The organism is Novilysobacter longmucuonensis (assembly GCF_046600735.1).
Taxonomy (GTDB): Bacteria; Pseudomonadota; Gammaproteobacteria; order Xanthomonadales; family Xanthomonadaceae; genus Novilysobacter_A; species Novilysobacter_A longmucuonensis.
Genome location: NZ_JBJMAW010000004.1, coordinates 123,433 through 141,836 on the forward strand (window position 1 = coordinate 123,433; position 18,404 = coordinate 141,836).

16 protein-coding genes are annotated in these 18,404 nt (G+C 69.3%); 4 read left to right on the plus strand and 12 right to left on the minus strand.

Translation table 11 applies throughout. The annotated features are described in order from the left end of the window. Positions 1-201: 201 nt before the first annotated feature. The 5 genes from rfbD to ssb all read right to left on the minus strand — a co-directional run bounded on the left by rfbD (position 202) and on the right by ssb (position 4,257). Complete coding sequence (gene rfbD / locus ACJQWM_RS06115) at positions 202-1,104, minus strand: dTDP-4-dehydrorhamnose reductase (RefSeq protein WP_332704788.1); 903 nt, start codon at positions 1,102-1,104, stop codon at positions 202-204. After that, positions 1,101-1,658, minus strand: a complete 558-nt coding sequence (gene rfbC, locus ACJQWM_RS06120; RefSeq protein ID WP_332704786.1) for a dTDP-4-dehydrorhamnose 3,5-epimerase — start codon at positions 1,656-1,658, stop codon at positions 1,101-1,103. The genes rfbD and rfbC overlap by 4 nt, the downstream gene beginning before the upstream one ends. A gap of 10 nt (positions 1,659-1,668) precedes the next feature. Continuing rightward, positions 1,669-2,550 carry a glucose-1-phosphate thymidylyltransferase RfbA gene (gene rfbA, locus ACJQWM_RS06125; protein WP_332704784.1) on the minus strand — a complete coding sequence of 294 codons (882 nt, stop codon included), beginning with the start codon at positions 2,548-2,550 and terminating at the stop codon, positions 1,669-1,671. An 85-nt stretch (positions 2,551-2,635) separates the two neighbouring features. Further along, positions 2,636-3,694: a dTDP-glucose 4,6-dehydratase gene (rfbB, locus tag ACJQWM_RS06130; RefSeq protein ID WP_332704782.1), complete on the minus strand. Its 1,059-nt coding sequence runs from the start codon at positions 3,692-3,694 to the stop codon at positions 2,636-2,638. Between the two features lie 50 nt (positions 3,695-3,744). Further along, a complete protein-coding gene (gene ssb, locus ACJQWM_RS06135; RefSeq protein WP_332704780.1) occupies positions 3,745-4,257 on the minus strand; it encodes a single-stranded DNA-binding protein in 513 nt (170 codons plus the stop codon). A gap of 203 nt (positions 4,258-4,460) precedes the next feature. Between ssb and ACJQWM_RS06140 the strand changes: the two genes are divergently transcribed. After that, entirely contained in the window at positions 4,461-5,498 is a 1,038-nt protein-coding gene (locus ACJQWM_RS06140; RefSeq protein WP_332704778.1) for a polyprenyl synthetase family protein, read from the plus strand. Positions 5,499-5,649: 151 nt separating this feature from the next. Here the strand turns inward: ACJQWM_RS06140 and ACJQWM_RS06145 are convergent, their stop codons facing one another. The 4 genes from ACJQWM_RS06145 to ACJQWM_RS06160 form a co-directional block, all read right to left on the minus strand. Continuing rightward, complete coding sequence (locus ACJQWM_RS06145; protein WP_332704776.1) at positions 5,650-6,459, minus strand: dienelactone hydrolase family protein; 810 nt, start codon at positions 6,457-6,459, stop codon at positions 5,650-5,652. Between the two features lie 125 nt (positions 6,460-6,584). Further along, on the minus strand, positions 6,585-7,997 hold the full coding sequence (gene murD, locus ACJQWM_RS06150) for a UDP-N-acetylmuramoyl-L-alanine--D-glutamate ligase (RefSeq protein WP_332704774.1): 1,413 nt from the start codon (positions 7,995-7,997) through the stop codon (positions 6,585-6,587). Next, entirely contained in the window at positions 7,978-9,396 is a 1,419-nt protein-coding gene (gene murL, locus ACJQWM_RS06155) for a UDP-N-acetyl-alpha-D-muramoyl-L-alanyl-L-glutamate epimerase (RefSeq protein ID WP_332704772.1), read from the minus strand. The genes murD and murL overlap by 20 nt, the downstream gene beginning before the upstream one ends. Positions 9,397-9,540: 144 nt before the next feature. Beyond that, entirely contained in the window at positions 9,541-12,126 is a 2,586-nt protein-coding gene (locus ACJQWM_RS06160) for a bifunctional aspartate kinase/diaminopimelate decarboxylase (protein ID WP_411306720.1), read from the minus strand. Between the two features lie 334 nt (positions 12,127-12,460). On the opposite strand from ACJQWM_RS06160, the gene ACJQWM_RS06165 reads away from it, so the two are divergent. Next, entirely contained in the window at positions 12,461-13,339 is an 879-nt protein-coding gene (locus ACJQWM_RS06165; protein WP_332704769.1) for a PhzF family phenazine biosynthesis protein, read from the plus strand. A 141-nt stretch (positions 13,340-13,480) separates the two neighbouring features. On the opposite strand, the gene ACJQWM_RS06170 is transcribed toward ACJQWM_RS06165, so the two are convergent. Continuing rightward, positions 13,481-14,209 (minus strand): glycine zipper 2TM domain-containing protein, encoded by a 729-nt coding sequence (locus ACJQWM_RS06170; RefSeq protein ID WP_332704767.1) that lies wholly within the window; start codon positions 14,207-14,209, stop codon positions 13,481-13,483. 145 nt (positions 14,210-14,354) lie between these two features. Continuing rightward, positions 14,355-14,786: an OsmC family protein gene (locus ACJQWM_RS06175; protein ID WP_332704765.1), complete on the minus strand. Its 432-nt coding sequence runs from the start codon at positions 14,784-14,786 to the stop codon at positions 14,355-14,357. Between the two features lie 268 nt (positions 14,787-15,054). On the opposite strand from ACJQWM_RS06175, the gene fusA reads away from it, so the two are divergent. Continuing rightward, the gene (gene fusA / locus ACJQWM_RS06180; protein ID WP_332704763.1) at positions 15,055-17,127 is read left to right on the plus strand and encodes an elongation factor G; all 2,073 of its coding nucleotides are present in this window, start codon (positions 15,055-15,057) and stop codon (positions 17,125-17,127) included. Between the two features lie 41 nt (positions 17,128-17,168). Then, positions 17,169-17,579, plus strand: coding sequence for a DUF2784 domain-containing protein (locus tag ACJQWM_RS06185; RefSeq protein ID WP_332704761.1), 411 nt, complete (start codon positions 17,169-17,171; stop codon positions 17,577-17,579). A 135-nt stretch (positions 17,580-17,714) separates the two neighbouring features. Here the strand turns inward: ACJQWM_RS06185 and ACJQWM_RS06190 are convergent, their stop codons facing one another. Then, positions 17,715-18,302 carry a CHRD domain-containing protein gene (locus ACJQWM_RS06190; RefSeq protein WP_332704759.1) on the minus strand — a complete coding sequence of 196 codons (588 nt, stop codon included), beginning with the start codon at positions 18,300-18,302 and terminating at the stop codon, positions 17,715-17,717. Positions 18,303-18,404 lie beyond the last annotated feature (102 nt).

An 18,404-nucleotide genomic window follows, 5' to 3' on the forward strand; every position in this document is an offset into this window, starting at 1 on the left:
CCAGGATGGCACGGTCGTATTTCGCCGCGCCAAGCCTACCCGATCCGCTGGTGGACGGCACCCGGATATGGGTGCGGCGGCGCGACATTGGCGCCTTGGACATGCAAGGTATTCGTACGCGGCGCGAAGTCCGTAGAGCCGCGCTTGCTCGGCTGCTTTCGGCTCGGGTCGTGGCGAACGGCAGGCGAAGCAAGCTTCGCTCTACGCGTGGCGGCTCGCGTCTTGCAAGGTGCGCTCCAGGGCATGCCGCCAGTCCGGCAATGACACCCCATGGTCTTCAGTCAGTCGGCGGGTATCGAGCACCGAATAGGCCGGGCGGTGTGCCCGCGTCGGGTACTCGGCGGTGCTGATGGCCTCCACCGAGGGTCGGCGCTGGATGAGACCGGCAGCGATGGCCTGCTCGAAGATCGCCTCGGCAAATCCGTGCCAGCTGGTCTGTCCGCCGGCGACCAGGTGGCGCACCCCTGGTTCGGACCACCCGTTACTCAGGAGGGTCGCGGTGGCGTCGGCGATCAGCCAGGCCGGCGTCGGCGAACCGACTTGGTCGGCGACCACGCGCAACTGGTCGCGTTCGGCGCCGACCCGCAGCATCGTGCGCAGGAAGTTCTGGCCGTGCAGGCCGTAGACCCAGGCGGTGCGCAGGATCAGATGATCCGCCTCGCTGGCGGTGATCGCCTGCTCGCCGGCGAGCTTGCTGGCGCCGTAGACACCCACCGGCGCGGTCGCATCGTCTTCGCGGTACGGCCGGGTGGCGCTGCCGTCGAACACGTAGTCGGTCGAATAGTGGATCAGCCTTGCGCGCTGCCGGGCACAGGCCCCGGCCAGTACGCCGACGGCTTCGGCGTTGATGCGGAACGCCGCGTCGCGCTCGTCCTCGGCGCGGTCGACCGCGGTGTAGGCGGTGGCGTTGACCACGGCATCGGGCGCGATGCGCTCGACCAGCGGCGCGATGTCGGCCAGCTCCGACAGGTCCAGCGCGGTGCAGGCCGCGCCATCGGCCAGGCTGCCGTCGCGCGTGGTCACCACCACCTCGCCCAGCGGCGCCAGGCTGCGTCGCAACTCATGGCCGACCTGGCCGTTGCCGCCCAGCAGCAGGATCTTCATGGCCGATAGAGCGGCAACCGCTGCTCCGCCACCTCGTCGAGCAGCGGCGCGCGGGCGTCCTTGTCCGACAGCGACGGCGCGCTGACCGGCCAGTCGATCGCCAGCCGCGGATCGTCCCAGCGGATATTGGCGTCGGCCGCGGCGTCGTAGGTCGCCGTGCACAGGTAGGTGAACACCGCGCGCTCGCTCAGGGTCACGAAGCCGTGGGCGAAGCCTTCGGGCACCCAGAAATGCCGCTTGTTTTCGGCGCTCAGCAGCACCGCGGTCCAGCGGCCGAAATGCGGCGAGCCGCGACGGATGTCGACCGCCACGTCCCAGACCTCGCCCTCGACCACCGAGACGTACTTGCCCTGCGGATTGGGCCACTGGTAGTGCAGGCCACGCAGCACGCCGCGGCTGGAGGAGGACACGTTGCCCTGCACGAACGCCGGTTGCAGACCGTGCTCGGCGAGCTTGTCGTGGTTGAACGACTCGAAGAAGAACCCGCGGTCGTCGCCGAACACGCGCGGCTCGATCACCAGGCAGCCGGGCAGGCCGGTTTCGCTGACCTTCATGGCGCCGCCCTCACGGCACGAAGCCGCGCTCGGCCAGGCCCAGCAGGTAGCGGCCGTAGCCGTTCTTGGCCAGCGGCTGCGCCAGCCGGCTCAGGTCCTCGGCGGTGATCCAGCCGTTGTTCCAGGCGATCTCCTCGGGGCAGCAGATGCGCAGCCCCTGCCGCGCCTCCATAGTCTCGATGAAGTTGGACGCTTCCAGCAGCGACTGGTGGGTGCCGGTATCGAGCCATGCATGACCACGGCCGAGCTGCTCCAGGTGCAGCGAGCCCTCGGCCAGGTACACCCGGTTGAGGTCGGTGATCTCGAGCTCGCCGCGCGGCGAAGGCTTGAGTTCGGCGGCGATGTCGCTGACCCGGCCGTCGTAGAAGTACAGCCCGGTGACCGCATAGTTGGAGCGCGGCTCGGCCGGCTTCTCCTCGATGGCGATTACGGTGCCGTTGGCATCGAACTCGGCCACGCCGTAGCGCTCGGGGTCGCGCACCCAGTAGCCGAACACGGTGGCGCCATGCTCGCGCTGGTCGGCGCGTTGCAGCATCGCGGTCAGGCCCGGGCCGTGGAAAATGTTGTCGCCGAGCACCAGGCAGCAGGGCTTGCCATCGATGAACTCGCGCCCGATCAGGAACGCCTGCGCCAGCCCGTCCGGACTGGGCTGCGCCGCATACTCGATCGACATGCCCCACTGCGAGCCGTCGCCGAGCAGGTGCTTGAACAGCGCCTGCTCGTGCGGTGTGTTGATGATCAGCACTTCCCGGATACCGGCGAGCATCAGCACGCTGAGCGGGTAGTAGATCATCGGCTTGTCGTACACCGGCAGCAGCTGCTTGCTGACCGCCTGGGTGACCGGATACAGCCGGGTGCCGGAGCCGCCGGCCAGGACGATGCCCTTTCTCATGTGCGACTCCCTCGCAAAAACCTGCGCGCTGCGCTGCCGGCCTCGCGAGGCCGCAGCAGGATGATGGTGGAATGGCTCATGCCGGTCATTCCGCGCCGCCGATGCGTTCGAGCCGATAGCTGCCATCGAGCACGCGCTGCACCCAGGGCTGATGCGCGAGGTACCAGTCGACGGTCTGCGCCATGCCCTGCTCGAAGGTGACCGTGGGCGCCCAGCCGAGCTCGCCCTGCAGCTTGGAGGCGTCGATGGCGTAGCGGCGGTCGTGCCCGGGCCGGTCCTTGACGTAGGTGATCAGCGATTCGCGCGTGCGCCCGTCGGCCAGTGGCCGGCGCTCGTCGAGCAGCGCGCAGATCGTCTTCACCACCTCGATGTTGGGGCGCTCGGCATCGCCGCCGACGTTGTAGGTCTCCCCGGGCCGTCCGGCTTCCAGCACGCGCGCGATCGCGGCGCAGTGGTCACCGACGAACAGCCAGTCGCGCACGTTGAGCCCGTCGCCATAGACCGGCAGCGGCTCGCCCGCCAGCGCCTTGGCGATGACCAGCGGGATGAGTTTTTCCGGGAACTGGTAGGGGCCGTAGTTGTTCGAGCAGTTGGTGGTGACGACCGGCAGCCCGTAGGTGTGGTGGAAGGCGCGGACCAGGTGGTCGGACGCGGCCTTGGACGCCGAATACGGGGAGTTGGGCGCGAACGGCGTGTGTTCGGTGAACTTCCCGGTCGCGCCCAGCGACCCGTAGACCTCGTCGGTCGACACGTGCAGGAAGCGGAACGCCGCCTGGCCCGCCTCGTCGAGTGATTTCCAGTAGTCGCGCGATTTTTCCAGCAGGTTCAGCGTCCCCACCACGTTGGTCTGCACGAACGCGGCCGGGCCGTCGATCGACCGGTCGACATGGCTTTCGGCGGCGAAGTTGACCACCGCGTCGGGGCGGTGTTCGGCCAGCAGGCCTGCGACCAGGTCGGCATCGCCGATGTCCCCGTGCACGAACACGTGGTTGGGGTCATCGGCCAGCGGCGCGAGGGTGTCGGGATTGCCGGCGTAAGTCAGCGCGTCCAGGTTGACCACCCGCACGCCCTGGCGGGTCACCGCGTCGAGAACGAAATTACCGCCGATGAAACCGGCACCGCCGGTCACGAGCCAAGTGGGCACTTAACACTCCGTTTGCTGCATTCGAGATTGCGGACGACGGTCCTGCTGACTCAGAACGGAATGTCGTCGTCGGCGAAGTCGTCGGCGAAGTCGTTGCTCTTGGCCGGCGGGGCCTCGCGGCGCGGCGCCGACGGCTGGTCGCCAGGCGGGCGCGACGGGCGTTCGTTGCGATCGCCACCACCGCGGTAGTCGCTGCGGCCGCCGCCGCCACCGCCGCCGCCCTCACCACCACCGCCGCCGAGCATCTGCATCTCGTCGGCGACGATATCGGTGAAGTACTTCTCGACGCCGTCCTGGCCGGTGAACTTGTCGTAGCGGATCGAACCTTCGATGTAGACCTGGCGGCCCTTCTTGAGGTACTCGCCGGCGATCTCGCCGAGCTTGCCGAACAGCTTGACGCGGTGCCATTCGGTCTTTTCGATCTGCTGGCCATCCTTGTCCTTGCGCACGCTGGTGGTGGCCAGGCTCAAGGTGGTGATCGCCATGCCACCCTGGGTGTACTTGGTTTCGGGGTCGTTACCGAGGTTGCCGACCAGGATGACCTTGTTGATGCCACGTGCCATGGAGTGAGGGTCCTTTGTTATCGACGGGCGAGGGTCGCCTGCCAGGCGACGGGGCACCGCAGTATACGCGTCCGCTCCGGCGCGGCCGTCGGGCGATCGCCCGGGCCGGGGTGGGACTTTCCCGAATCGGGCGTCCCAGCGGCCGGTTCTCGGCCGCTGGGACGCGACGCCTATAATCGTGGCCCCCTGCTTCTGGCCGCCCCATGCACGCAAGCGCCCTGCCCCCGCCTGCCCTCGCCCTGCCCGACATCCAGGCGCTGACCCGCGACGACATGAACGCGGTCGATACGCTGATTCGGCGGCGGCTGGCTTCGGACGTGGTGCTGATCAACCAGGTGGCCGAGTACATCATAGGCGCCGGCGGCAAGCGCCTGCGGCCGATGCTGCTGCTGCTGTCGACCGGGGCGCTGCGGGGCCACGACGGCAGCGCCGGTGAAGCTGCCAGCGGACCGGGCATCGGCCCGGACGCGCACCAGCTCGCCGCGGTGGTCGAGTTCATCCACACCGCCACGCTGCTGCACGACGACGTGGTCGACGAGTCCGGCCTGCGTCGCGGCCGCAGCACCGCCAACGCGGTCTGGGGCAATGCCGCCAGCGTGCTGGTCGGCGACTTCCTGTACTCGCGCAGCTTCCAGCTGATGGTCGAGCTCGACCGCATGGAAGTGATGCGGATCCTCGCCGACACCACCAACCGGATCGCCGAAGGCGAGGTGCTGCAACTGCTGCACGTGCGCAACCCTGACACCGACCAGGCCGCCTACCTGCGCGTGATCGAGCGCAAGACCGCGGTCCTGTTCGCCGCGGCCACGCGGCTCGGCGCGCTGCTGGCTGGCGCCGATGCCGCCACCTGCGACGCGCTGCATGACTACGGGCTCAATCTAGGCTACGCGTTCCAGATCGCCGACGACGTGCTCGACTACGCCTCCGATGCCGAAACGATGGGCAAGAACCTCGGCGATGACCTGGCCGAAGGCAAGGCCACGCTGCCGCTGATCCACGCGATCGCCCACGGCGATGCGGCCACCCGCGAGCGGCTGCGCCACGCGATCGAGCAGGGTGACACCGGGGCGATGCCCGACGTGCTGGCGGCGATCCACGCCACCGGCGGGCTGGACTACAGCCGCCGGCTCGCGCGCGAGTACGCCCAGGCGGCGGAGCAGGCGCTGGACGGCCTGCAGGAGAACGACTACGTCGCCGCCTTACGCGGCCTGGCCCGCTACGCCATCAGCCGCAACCATTGACCGATAATGGCGTGGTCGCGCCCATGCCTCCACAAAGATGGGGCGCTCCTACAAAAGCGGCTCTGACGATCCACGCGTAAACCCACCTGTACGAGCGGGCCATGCCCGCGACCGAGAATGATGCGACCGCGCACCGCACCCACGCGCGCTCCTACTCCGCCGCAAACCGCTCGCGGAAGAAGCCGTCCATCATCCGGTAGGCGCGTTCGGCCGCGCGGGCGTCGTAGCGGCAGTTGCTTTCCGGGTCGTCGCCGGCACTCGGCTCGGCGAAGCAGTGCACCGCACCGCCGAAGTTGACGAACTGCCAGTCGGCATCGGCCGCATCCATTTCCTGCTCGAAATCCCCGATGTCCTGGTCGGTGACGGCGCGGTCCTCGGCGCCGTTGAGCACCAGCACCGGCGTGCGCGCTGGAGTACCTGCTGAACTGGGTTCGGCCGGCAGCGGCGTCTCAAGGCCGCCGTGCAGGCTGACCACGCCGGCCAGGTTGCTGCCGCCGCGGACCAGCTCCAGCACGGTGCTGCCGCCGAAGCAGAAGCCCAGCGCGCCGATCTTCCCGGCATCCAGCGGAGCGCTGCCGGCCTGCGCCCGCAGCACCTCCACCGCCTTCTCGATGCGCGTACGCAAGCGCTCGCGGTCCTTGAGCAATGGACCGGCGGCCTGGCCGGCCTCCTGGTTGTCCTTGGGCCGCACCTCGCTGCCGTAGACATCGGCCACCAGCACCACGTAGTCGTCGCCGGCAATTTTCCCCGCCTGCTCGACCGCCGCCGGATTGATGCCGCGCCAGTTCGGCACCATCACCAGGCCGGGACGCACGGCGGGGGTGGCGTCGTCGTAAACGAGCACGCCGCGGTAGGCATCCTCGCCGATGCTCCATTCGACCGGCTCGGCCGTCATCGCGGCGAACGCGGGCGCGGCGCACAGCAGCAAGGGCAGGGCGGCGGCAAGGCGGTGACTGCGCATGGCGTTTTCCTCTCGAAGCGGATCGGCGAAGCCTACCCCAGCGCTTCGATGGCAGCGTGAGCGGGTGCGGGCGTGGCTATCCGGTCACGGCGAGAAATGAAGTTCGAAAGCCGCCGAACCGGCAGTCAGGCGACGCCCAGCCCCGGGATCGCGCTGATCGTCTCCGGATCGAATCCGGCCAGTTCGGCGAAGTGACTGCCACGTGCCACGTAGTCGCGGTATGGCCCGAAGCTCGGCGCGCCGGGCGACAGCAGCACCACGCCGTCGCGGCCCACTGCCAAACGCGCCTGCGACAGCGCCTGCGCCAGATCCGCCGCCGACGACAGCGCGAAATCCTCGCATGCCGCCAGCGGCGCCAGCAGCTCATGGATGCGCGGGCCGTTGCCGCCCATCGTCACGATTGCGAGCGGCCGCTCGCGATGCATCGCTTCGGCGAATACCGACCAATCCAGGCCACGGTCATGGCCGCCGACCAGGATCGCCACGCGACGCCCGCCGAAGCACTCCAGCGCGGCGAGGCTGGCGTGCGGGGTGGTGCTGATGGAGTCGTTGACGTAGGTGATGCCATCGCGCGTGCCCAGCGTCTGCAGGCGGTGCGGCAACGATTGGAACGTCGCGGCGTACGGCGACAGCGCTGCGGCGTCCAGCCCGAGTGCGTCGATCGCGGTCAGCACCGCGCACAGGTTGCCGCGGTTGTGACGCCCAGGCAGCGGCAGCGTGGCGGTGTCCATGACCGGCCTGTCGTCGCGATACAGCAGGTCGCCGCGCAGGTGCCAGCCGTGCTCGCCACCGAACCAGCGCACCTCGCTGCCCGGCAATGACAGGCTCGCCAGCCGGGCATCGTCTGCGTTCAACACCGCAATGCGGGGTCTGGCCTCGGTCAGCAGACGCAGCTTGTCTTCGACATAGCGCGCCTCCGAGCCGTGCCAGTCGAGGTGCTCCGGAAAAATGTTGGTGGCCACCGCGATGTCAGGCCGCACGCCGCTGGCGGCGACATCGCCGGTTTGATAACTCGACAGTTCGATCGCCTGGAACTCGCCCGGCGGATCGGGGAGCTCCAGCAGCGGCAGCCCGATGTTGCCCGCCAGCGCGGTGCGGTGGCCGCCGGCGCGCAGCAGGTGCGCCAGCAGCGCAGTGCTGGTGCTCTTGCCCTTGGTGCCGGTGATGCAAACCGTGCCGGCCGCGACGCCGTCGGCAGCGGCCTGCTCGGCGAACCACAGGGTGGTGCCGCCGATGAAACGGGTGCCTTGCGCCGCCGCGGTGACGGCTTCGGGGCGGTACGGGCTGATGCCCGGCGACTTCACGATCAGCTCGAACGAGCACAGGCGCTCGGCGCTGGCGTCGGTTTCGATCGCCAGCCATGCATCGGACAAGGCTGCGGCGCCGACGACCTCCTCGCTGCCGCACAGCAGCGTCAGCGGCAATTGTGGCAGGCGGAAGCGTATCGCGTTGTACGCAGCGCGGCCCTCGCGGCCCCAGCCCCACAGGGCGATGCGGCCGCCGCTGCGGGCGACGGCCTCAAGCTGCGAGATGCGCACGCAGCTTTTCCCACAGCGTCGGCGGAATGCGTTGCTCTTCGTCGAGCACCAGCAGCGGTGCGATCCGCAAATCGGCGTCGCCCAACTGCGGCCGGATCTCGCGTGCGAAACGCTCCACCAGCGCGTCCTCGCGCCATTCCGGCCGGTCGGTCAAGGCCGCCAGTGCCGCGCGCGCCTCGCGGCCTTCGCCAACGCATTCGAACGGCTTGTGGTCCTGGAACTCTAGCAGCGCGTCGTAGCCGGCGGCCTGCGCCGGGTCGTCGAGCAGGTTGCGGCCGAAGATGCCGACCAGGCGTGGCTTGGACATGAACGGCGCCAGCGCCAGGAACACGAAGTGGCACTTCGGGCAGACCCCGCACCAGCGGTTGGTCGGGCGCTCGCCGAGGATGTGGAAATTGCGGTTGCAGCTGGAGAAGTGCGCGTCGTAACGGTCGCTGCGGGTGAACTGGCGCGCGACCGCGAGCTCGCTGAGCGGGCGCAGCAGCGAGTAGTACCGCAGGTCGGCGGCGACACGGCGCTGCACGTGATCGCCGAAGGCCGACTCGAACGCCCAGCCCTTGGACCACTGGTGGTTCACCTCGCCGGTTTCCCGGCCCTCCTGGTCGAGAATCACGCTGCCGTAGCTGGCCGAGCGCTCGTTGGAGAACACCACCTGGTCGACGCCATGCAGCAGCGCGGCGAGCACCAGGATCGCCGAGTTCACCGCAGTGACGGGAATGTGCCCGTTCCACGCACCCTCGCGGTTGTAGTCGAACAGTTGTGGCGCTAGTGCGCGGCCGACGTTGAGCGTCGGCAGTCCGGTGCGCTCGGCGCAGGCCTGGATCAGCTGCGAGCCGCCGATCCAGCTGACCGTCTGCTCGATGCCGAGCGCGCGCAGGGCCTCGATGCTGACCAGCGAATCCTTGCCGCCGCCGATCGCGACCAGCGCGTGCTCGCGCAGGCCGAGCGCAGGCGCACCCTCGCCTCTGTCCCCGCTCGCGCCTGCGGGAGAGGGCTGGGGTGAACACACGCCGGCTTGCACCGGGAAACGAATCTTCCCTTGCAGGTTTAGCCCGTTCCGATACGAGAATTCGCCCAGACCGTTCTCATAGATCGTCTCCAGCAAGCCCGCGGTATCGCCATCGATATCGTAAGACTCGATACGGATCTGCTCCGGCACCGCGGCCTTGTAGTAGCTGACGCCGGCGATCAGATGCAGCAAGCGCAGCGCCTGCTCCACCGCCACGGCGCGCTCGCCTTCCAGCGCGAACGGCGCGCCCGGCACGGTGATCGTCTCGACCAGCTCGGGGCCGTCGTCGAACGCGTACACCAGTTGCGCCACACCGGTCGCCGGATCCAGGCCGCAGCGCACGAAGCGGAACGTCCGGATCGCGTCGCGTTTGAATTTCCACTCAGTCATGCTTTAACCCGTAAGGCGGGTTTCAACCCGCCGTTGCCATTCCAAGGGTGCCGCGGGTTTCAACCCGCCATTGCCAAATTCGTGAAGCGTCGCACCTCAACCGCGGTGGCCGCTGCCGCAAGAAAGCGGCGGGTTGAAACCCGCCTACATCACGTCCTCCGCCGGCAGCGCCCGCTGGTTGTAGGTGTGCGCCATGACCATGCCGTAGGCGCCGGCGTCGGCGACCAGCAGCACGTCGCCTTCGCCGGTGGCCGCCGGCAGGGACCGGCCGCGGCCGAGCACGTCGCTGCTCTCGCAGATCGGACCGACGATGTCGAACCTCGCCACGGACTCGCCATCGCCGAGGCGGCTCAGGTTGTGGATGCCGTGGTAGGCGTCGTACATCGCCGGGCGCATCAGCGCGTTCATTCCGGCATCGCAGCCGACGCGGCGGATGCCGTCCTTCTCCACCACCTGGGTGACGGTGAGCAACAGCACGCCGCTCTCGGCAACCAGGTAGCGGCCCGGCTCGATCACCAGGCCGTAGCGCGGATACGCGGCCTCGATCTGGTCCAGGCCGTCGCGCCAGCGGGCAAGATCGAAGTCCGGTGCATCGGGCGTGTACGCGACCGGCAGACCGCCGCCGATGTCGATCGTCTCGATCGTGCCGACCTGGTCGGCGAGCCCGGCGAGATGGGCGTAGACCCCGCGCCAGTGCAGCGGGTCCTCGATGCCGCTGCCCAGGTGCGCGTGCAGGCCGCTGATGCGGATGCCGAGCTTGCGCGTCTCCGCCAGGCACGCCTCCAAGCGCGCGACCGGCAGCCCGAACTTGGCCGCGGCCCCGCCGGTGCGCACCTTCTCGTGATGGCCGTCGCCGTGGCCGAGGTCTAGCCGCAGCCACAACGTGCGGCCGCGGAACACCTCCGGCCAACGTTGCAACGCCTCGATGTTGTCCAGGGTGACGGTGACGCCGAATGCGAATGCCGCCTCGTACTCTCGCCGCGGCGCGAAGCTCGGGGTGAACAGCACGCGCTGCGGCGACAGCCCGGGCAGGGTCGCGAAGACGTGCTCGAGCTCGCCCAGCGATACGCACTCCAGCCCGAAGCCTTCATCGGCGAGGGTGCGCAGGATCGCCGGGTGCGGGTTGGCCTTGATCGCGTAGTAGCAGCGATCGATGGCGGTCGTGCCGCTCAGCTCGCGCGCGCGCTCGCGCACGGTCGCCAGATCGTAGACATAGCACGGGGTGCCGGCCCGCGCCTTGGCCAGGAGCTCAGCCTCTGCGCCCAGCCACCAAGGCGCGCGCCGCTGCGGCCTGCCGTATGCGATCTCGTGCCAACTCGGGCCGAACACGCTGGCCTCGCGCACCGGCATGGCGCCGCCGCGGATCAACTCGGCATGCAGTTGCGGCAGCAGGCCATCGGCGTCGGCCTCGTCGATCACGAACGTCAGGTTGAGGTCGTTGGACGATTGCGAGATCAGGTGCACGCGTTCGCGGCCGAACGTCGCCCAGGTGTCCGACAGCCGGTGCAGCAGCGAGCGCATGCCGCGCCCGACCAGGGTGATCGCCGCGCATGGCGCGATCACCTTGACCCGGCACACTTCCGACAGGTCGGCCGCGAGTGCCTCCAGCACGTTGCCACTGACCAGGTTCTCGCTGGGATCGAGTGAGACGGTGACGTTGGTTTCCGCCGAGCCGATCAGGTCGACCGACAGCCCGTGCGCGCGGAAGCGCTCGAAGATGTCGGCCAGGAAGCCGACCTGCTGCCACATGCCGATGCTCTCCATCGACACCAGCACGATGCCGTTGCGCCGGCTGATCGCCTTGACACCGGGCACGGTCACTGCGCTTGCGTCGATACGGGTGCCCGGCAGGTCGGGCCGTTCGGTGTCGAGTATCTTCATCGGCACGCCGGCGTCGCGGCAGGGCGCGATCGAGCGCGGGTGCAGCACCTTGGCGCCGGTGGTGGCGATTTCCTGCGCCTCGGCGTAGTCCAGCCTCGTGAGCAGGCGCGCCTCGGGCACCTCGCGCGGGTTGGCGCTGAACATGCCGGGCACGTCGGTCCAGATTTCCACGCATTGCGCCTTGAGCAGCGCGCCGAAGTAGCCGGCCGAGGTGTCGGAGCCGCCGCGACCGAGCACCGCGGTGCCGCCGTCGCCGTGGCGCGCGATGAAGCCCTGGGTGATCAGCATGCGCGCGGGCTGGCGCGCGAACCGCTCGGCGAAGTCCGCATCGCCCTCGCGCCGGCAGTTGACCGCCAGCCGCGTCGCCCAGTCGCTCTGGTTGGGCAGTGCGATGGCCTGGAGCCACTCGCGCGCATCGCACCAGCCGAAATCCAGGCCCTGCGATGCCAGGTACGCCGCGCCGAGCGTGGAGGACAGCAGCTCGCCCTGCCCCAGCACCTCGGCCTGCCAGGCCAGCGTGCGCTCGGTGGCGCGCGAATCGCGCGCCAGTGCCTGCAACGCGTCCAGGCGCTCGCCGAGCACGGCATCGCCATCGAGCCCGAGTTCGGCGCAGAACGCACGGTGCCTCTCGACCAGTGCGGCAATGCGCGCATCGATGTCGTCGCCGTTGCAGATCGCCTGCAGCTCGTTGGTGACCCCGGACAGCGCCGAGACCACCACCAGCACGCGCACGTCCTGCCCGGCCACGCGTTCGGCGGCCAGCTGCCCGATGGTGTCCCAACGGTCGCGGCGGGACACCGAGGTGCCGCCGAACTTGAGTACGACCCAACGTTGCGCTTGTGCCACCACACTGCCCCGGTTGATAACGTCTGAAAGAATGAGGAAAGCTCGGGCCCGGCGCGCGCGACCACCCCGGGCGAAGCCAAACCCCTCCCCCGGCGGCCCCCCGTCGATCGAAGGTCCCGCGGGTTTTTCGGTAGCCTCCGCCGACAACCCCTAGAATGACGCGCCGCGCCGCAGGACCGGTGCGAATACGCAATTCTAGTCGAACGTGCGCGGATCGAGCCGGCCCGGTGCGCTGCCGCAACCGCAACGGCGCCATCGCACTGGAAGGCGGCCATCGCTCGCATGGCCACCACGCCGCCTCCGCTCCACCAAACCAACCTCACCGGACCGCCTCGGCATGACAGCTCGCCGCTACCTGCAACTGGATGTATTCGCCGACCGCCCCGGCGCCGGCAACCCGCTGGCCGTGATCCCCCAGGCGCAGGGCCTGGATGACGCCCAGATGCAGGCGATCGCGCGCTGGACACGGCTGCCGGAAACCACCTTCGTGTTCCCACCGACACAGCCGGGCGCCAGTTACCGGGTGCGGATGTTCAGCCCGCGCCGGGAGGTGCCGTTTGCCGGGCACCCCAGCGTCGGTACCGCGCATGCGGTGCTCGAATGCGGGCTGGCGACGCTGCGCGATGGCCGCTTGCTGCAGGAGGGGCTGGCCGGAGTTCTGCCGCTGGTGGTCGAGGGCGAAGGCGCCACCCGCACGATCGCAGTGCGCACGCCGCGGGCGCGGGTGGTCGAGGTCGCCAGTGCCGATGATCCGCGTCTGGCCGCAGCGCTCGCGGGGTGCTCGCTGGGCGCATTGCCGCCGGCGCTGGTCGACGGCGGGCGCTGCTGGTGGCTGGCCGAGCTGAGCGATGAGACTGCCTTGCGCGAGGCTGCGCCGGACTGGGCGGCGATCGGCCAGCTGGCCGAGCAGACCGGGAGCATGGGCCTGTGTGCGTTCGCGCGTGCCGATGGCGGCCATGACTACGACCTGGTGGTACGCGCCTTCGTCGGTGCGCCGGCGCAGTTCGAGGATGCGGCCTCCGGCGCCGCCAACGCGACGCTGGCGGCGTGGCTGAAGCACAACGATGCACTGCCCGGGCACGGGGGACGTTATGTCGCCAGCCAAGGCCGCGAGGTCGGGTTCGATGCACGGCTGCAGTTGCGGGTGGATGCGGACGGCGAGGTCTGGTCGGGCGGCCGGGTGTGCAGCGTGATCCGCGGGGAGATCGACTGGTAGAGCCGAGCTTGTTCGGGCGGCTTCGCATGACGTGCTTCGAACGATGCCTTGGCTGTCTCGCGGGGGCGTTGGTTCTTGCTGCCGAGCGAGCTCGGCACTACGGGCTCCGCATTACGGGTCTGGCACCAAGTCCGCTGGGCGCTACTCCGGCCGCACGTCGACCCGCACGCGGATGCGGTCGCCGGGGTGGTAGTCGGTGCGGGTGACGTAGCTGCGGCCGGCGTACTCGTAGGTCACGTCGTAGGCGCTGACCGCGCGGACCCCGGCGCCGTGGTAGCCATCGACCGGGACCGGGTCGCAGACGCGCACGGTACCGGTGTGGCGGCGGGTGCGCTGGTTGTGCTCGTAGATCTCGCGGCCGGCGACGCCGCCGACCATGGTGCCGATCGCCGAGGTCGCATAGCGTGCGCTGCCGCCGCCGACCTGGCTGCCGATCACCGCACCCAGCACGCCGCCGATCACGGTCGCGACGGTGCGGCCACCTTCGCTGCCGCCGCTGCGCGGGTAGCGGTCGTAGGGGTCGTAGGAGCCGCGATAGTCGTTGTCGTAGTAGTCGTCACCACGGCCGTCGCCGGCGTAGCCGCCGGGATGGTCGGGCCCGCCGTAGGAGTCGTGCGGATCCAGGTAGGTATCGCGCTGGTAGCAACGCCGGCCGCTGACGGGCTGGTTGCGGTAGCGGTCGAACACCGGGTCCACCCGCAGCACCCGTGCGTAATCGTAGTGCGCATCGTGGCTCTGGTCATAGCGTCCGGGCCAACCGTAGCCCTCCTGCCCGCCGTAGCCCTCCTGCAGATAGAGCGACTGCGCCGAGGCAGTGCCGGCGGCGGCGATCAGCGCGAACGCCAGGATCGTGGCGGATGGTCGGTTCATGGCGGATCTCCCTGCGCCGACACGGCGCGTGACTGATCGTCGGTGGGCCTGCGCGAACCCCACCTGAACCTGATGAAGGAGCCGTGAAGAGGTTTAGCGCACCGACAGCGACGCGGCTCGGTCAAGTGGTGTGACCCTGCCCCCGTCAGGCCAGCCTGGCCTGCAAACTGATCGGCACCGCACTCAGTGCCTTCGACACCGGACAATTGCGCTTGGCGTCCTCGGCAATGGCTTGGAACTTTGCCTCGTCGATCCCCGGCACCCGGGCCTCGACCTTCAGCCGGATCTGCGACAGCGCCGGCCCGTCCTCCATCGACAGGTCGACCTCGGCGCGGCTGTCGAGCCGGTCCGGCGGGTGGCCGGCCTCGGTCAACTTGGCCGACAACGCCATGGCGAAGCAGCCGGCGTGCGCGGCGGCGATGAGTTCCTCGGGGTTGGTGCCTTTCTCGTCGCCGAAGCGGCTGCTGAAGGCGTAGGGGGTGTTGTCCAGTACTCCGCTTTGCGGCGTGCCGAGCTGGCCCTTGCCGCTCTTGAGGTCGCCCTCCCAGTGCGCGGTGGCGTGACGGGAAATGCCCATGGTGTGGCTCCAGGTTTGAAAGGGGGGCCAGCGTAGCGGCGGTGCCGTTAGCAGCGCGTGGCGCTTGGCGCTGGGTTCCTCCCCTTACGCAAGCGAGGGAGACAAAAGCAGTCCGGCATCTTGACCGGCCCCACCCGCTGCGGGACTCTTGCGGTTCCGGCGCCCGCGCCGGCCCCCGCCATGACCGCCCGCCGAGCGCCTCCGCTCGGTCGCGCAGCGCGGACAGCCATGACGGCCTTCCCACCCTTCCGCAGGGAGAAGTCCGCTCATGTCCTACGACACCACCTCCATCCGCAATGTGGCCCTGGCAGGCCACCCCGCCGCCGGCAAAACCACGCTCTTCGAAGCCCTGCTGCACGCCGGCGGCACCGTCCCGACGGCAGGCACGATCGAACGCGGCAGCACCGTGTCCGACTTCGATCCGATCGAGAAAGAGCGCGGTCATTCGCTCGATGCCGCGATCGCAGGCATCGATCACGGTGGCACCCACATCAACCTGATCGACACCCCGGGCTATCCCGACTTCCGCGGCCCCGCGCTGTCGGCCTTGGCGGCGGTGGAAACAGTGATGGTCGTGATCGCCGCCGACAGCGGCATCGAATACGGCGCGCGGCGCATGATGGCCCACGCGAAAGCCCGAAAACTCTGCCGGGTGGTGGTGATCACCAAGATCGACCACGACGGCACTTCGGGAAATACCCCAGCGCGCGTGCTCGATGAACTGCGCGAGACCTTCGGCAACGAATGCCTGCCGCTGAACCTGCCGGCCGACGGCGGCACCCACGTCGTCGATTGCTTCGGCCAGGCCGACGGAAACACGCTTGATGGAGTCAGCGACCTGGGCCCGGTCGCCGACTGGCACCAGAAGATCATCGACCAGGTCGTGGAGATCAACGAGACCGTGATGGAGCGCTACCTCGACCTCGGCGAGGGCGGGCTGTCGGGCAAGGAGCTGCACGATGCGTTCGAGCAATGCCTGCGCGAGGGCCACCTGGTGCCGGTGCTGTTCTGTTCGGCGCGCAGCGGCGTGGGCGTCGGTGAACTGCTCGATGTCGCCGAGCGGCTGTTCCCGCATCCCGGCGAAGCCAACCCGCCGCCGTTCCTGAAAGGCCATGGCGCCGATGCGCAGCCGATCACCGCCATGCCCGACCCGGACGCGCACGTGATCGCCGACGTATTCAAGATCGCCAACGACCCGTTCGTCGGCAAGCTGGGCGTGTTCCGCGTCTACCAGGGCACGGTGCGCAAGGACACGCAGCTGTTCGTCGACGATGGCCGCAAGCCGTTCAAGGTCGGCCACCTGTTCAAGCTGCGCGGCAAGGAGCACATCGAGATCGAGCAGGCGATCCCCGGCGACATCGCCGCGGTGGCCAAGGTCGAGGACCTGCATTTCGACGCGGTGCTGCATGACAGCCATGACGAGGACCACATCCACCTCGCCGCGCTGGACTTCCCCCGGCCGATGTTCGGCCTGGCGGTCGAAGCGGCGAGCAAGGGGCAGGAGCAGAAGCTCGCCACCGCGCTGCACAAGCTCGCCGAGGAGGACCCGTGTTTCATCGTCGAACACGAGGTGGAGACCAACGAGACCGTGGTCCGCGGCCTGTCCGACCTGCACCTGCGCATCAACCTGGACCGGCTCAGGGACAGGTACGGCCTGGAGGTGAGTTCGCGCCCGCCACGCATCGCCTATCGCGAGACCGTCAGCGGCCACGCCGAAGGGCACCACCGCCACAAGAAGCAGACCGGCGGCGCCGGACAGTTCGGCGAGGTGTTCCTGCGCATCGAGCCGCTGCCGCGCGGCGAGGGCTTCGCGTTCGTCGACGAGGTCAAGGGCGGCACGATTCCCGGCCAGTTCCTGCCGGCGGTCGAGAAGGGCGTGCGCCAGGCGATGCAGGCCGGCGCGCTGGCCGGCTATCCGATGCAGGACGTGCGCGTGATCGTGTTCGACGGCAAGCATCACCCGGTCGACAGCAAGGAGGTGGCGTTCGTCGCCGCCGGCAAGAAGGCGTTCCTCGATGCGGTCTCGAAGGCCCGGCCGCAGGTGCTCGAACCGATCGTCGACCTGGAAGTCCACGCGCCGGAGCAGCACATGGGCGACATCAGCGGCGGGCTCGCCAGCAAGCGCGCGCGCATCAACGGCACCGACGCGGCCCGCAGCAGCGAGATCGTGGTCAAGGCGCAGGTGCCTCTGTCGGAACTGGAAGGCTACGCGGCCGAGCTGAAATCGGTGACCGCCGGACGCGGGCGCTATTCACTGGACTTCAGCCACTACGAGCCGGTGCCGGCAAATGTTCAGCAGAAGCTGGTTGGTGCCTACAAGCCGAAGCACGAGGAGGATTGAGCGCCGATGGCGAGGATCGTCGCTCAGGTGCCGGTTTGAGCGTGCTGTCGCCTGCCATGGCCGGGGTGCTGGCCGACGCGATCCTGGCCGCCCACGTGGCGGTTGTCGGCTTCGTGGTGATCGGCGAGTGCCTGTTCCTGATCGGCGGCCGACGCGGCTGGCGCTGGGTACGCGGCTTCGGGCTGCGCATCGTGCACCTGTTGCTGATGGGGTTCGTCGCGGGGCAGGCCTGGCTGGGTGCGGTGTGCCCGCTGACGCTGTGGGAGCAGGCGCTGCGCGGGCGCGCCGGGCAGGCGGCCTATTCCGGCTCGTTCATCGAGCACTGGCTGTCGCGGGTGATCTTCTTCGAGGCGCCGGCGTGGGCATTCGTCGCCGCCTACACCGGGTTCGCGTTGCTGGTGTTGCTGACCTGGCGCTGGGTGCCGCCACGGCGCCCGTGGAAGCGGCGATGAGTGCAAGAAACCGCACGCTGGGCTGACAAGCCCAGCAACCCGATACCGGAGTGCGCCAAGGTGCTGGGCTTGTCAGCCCAGCCTACGGTCAGCCGAGCCTTCGACTCGTGGGGCCGGTAGGTTTCGGGGCGAAACTCATTCGTCCTCCTCGGGCTCGTCCACTGGCGCTGCCTCCTCCACCGGTGCTGCCTCCTCCACCGGTGCTGCCTCCTCCACCGGCGCGGGTTCGACCGCGGGCGCGGCCGGCACCGGCATTTGCGCTGCCGCGGGAGGCGTATCGCCCAGGCGCGCCGGCTGCGGCATCAATTGCCCGCGGACCGCGCCGGCGGGGTCCTCAATCGTGCTGATCACGACATAGCTCTCGCCGGCGCGCACGTCGGCGGCCACGAGCGGTGTCAGCGAGAGCTGCGCACCGGCGATGCGGCCTTCGGTGGCGCCGGTCTCGACATCCAGATCCGCCACCGCCGGGCCGTTCTCGTTGTACCTGCCGGTGTGCAGCGCCGCGCCGGTCGCGCCCGGTTCGAGTCCGGCGAAGACCAGGTCCAGCTGCAGGGTGCCGTCTTCGGCCAGCACCGCGGCGACCTCGCCGGTGGCGGGTGACTCGGTGGCCGAGATCACATTGCCGCCGCTGAGCACGCCGCGCAGGTTCACCTCCTGGGCGGTGGCGGCCCCGGCCAGACCCAGCGCGGTGGCCAGTGCGATGGTGCGCAGGACGATGTTCATGGCGGGCGGCTCCAGTGGGCTACCGCGCCACGCTACCGCGCCACTCGTTGCCACGGGGTCAGCGCCGCGTGAACGCTGCGCGTATGTGTTGACGTGGCTGTG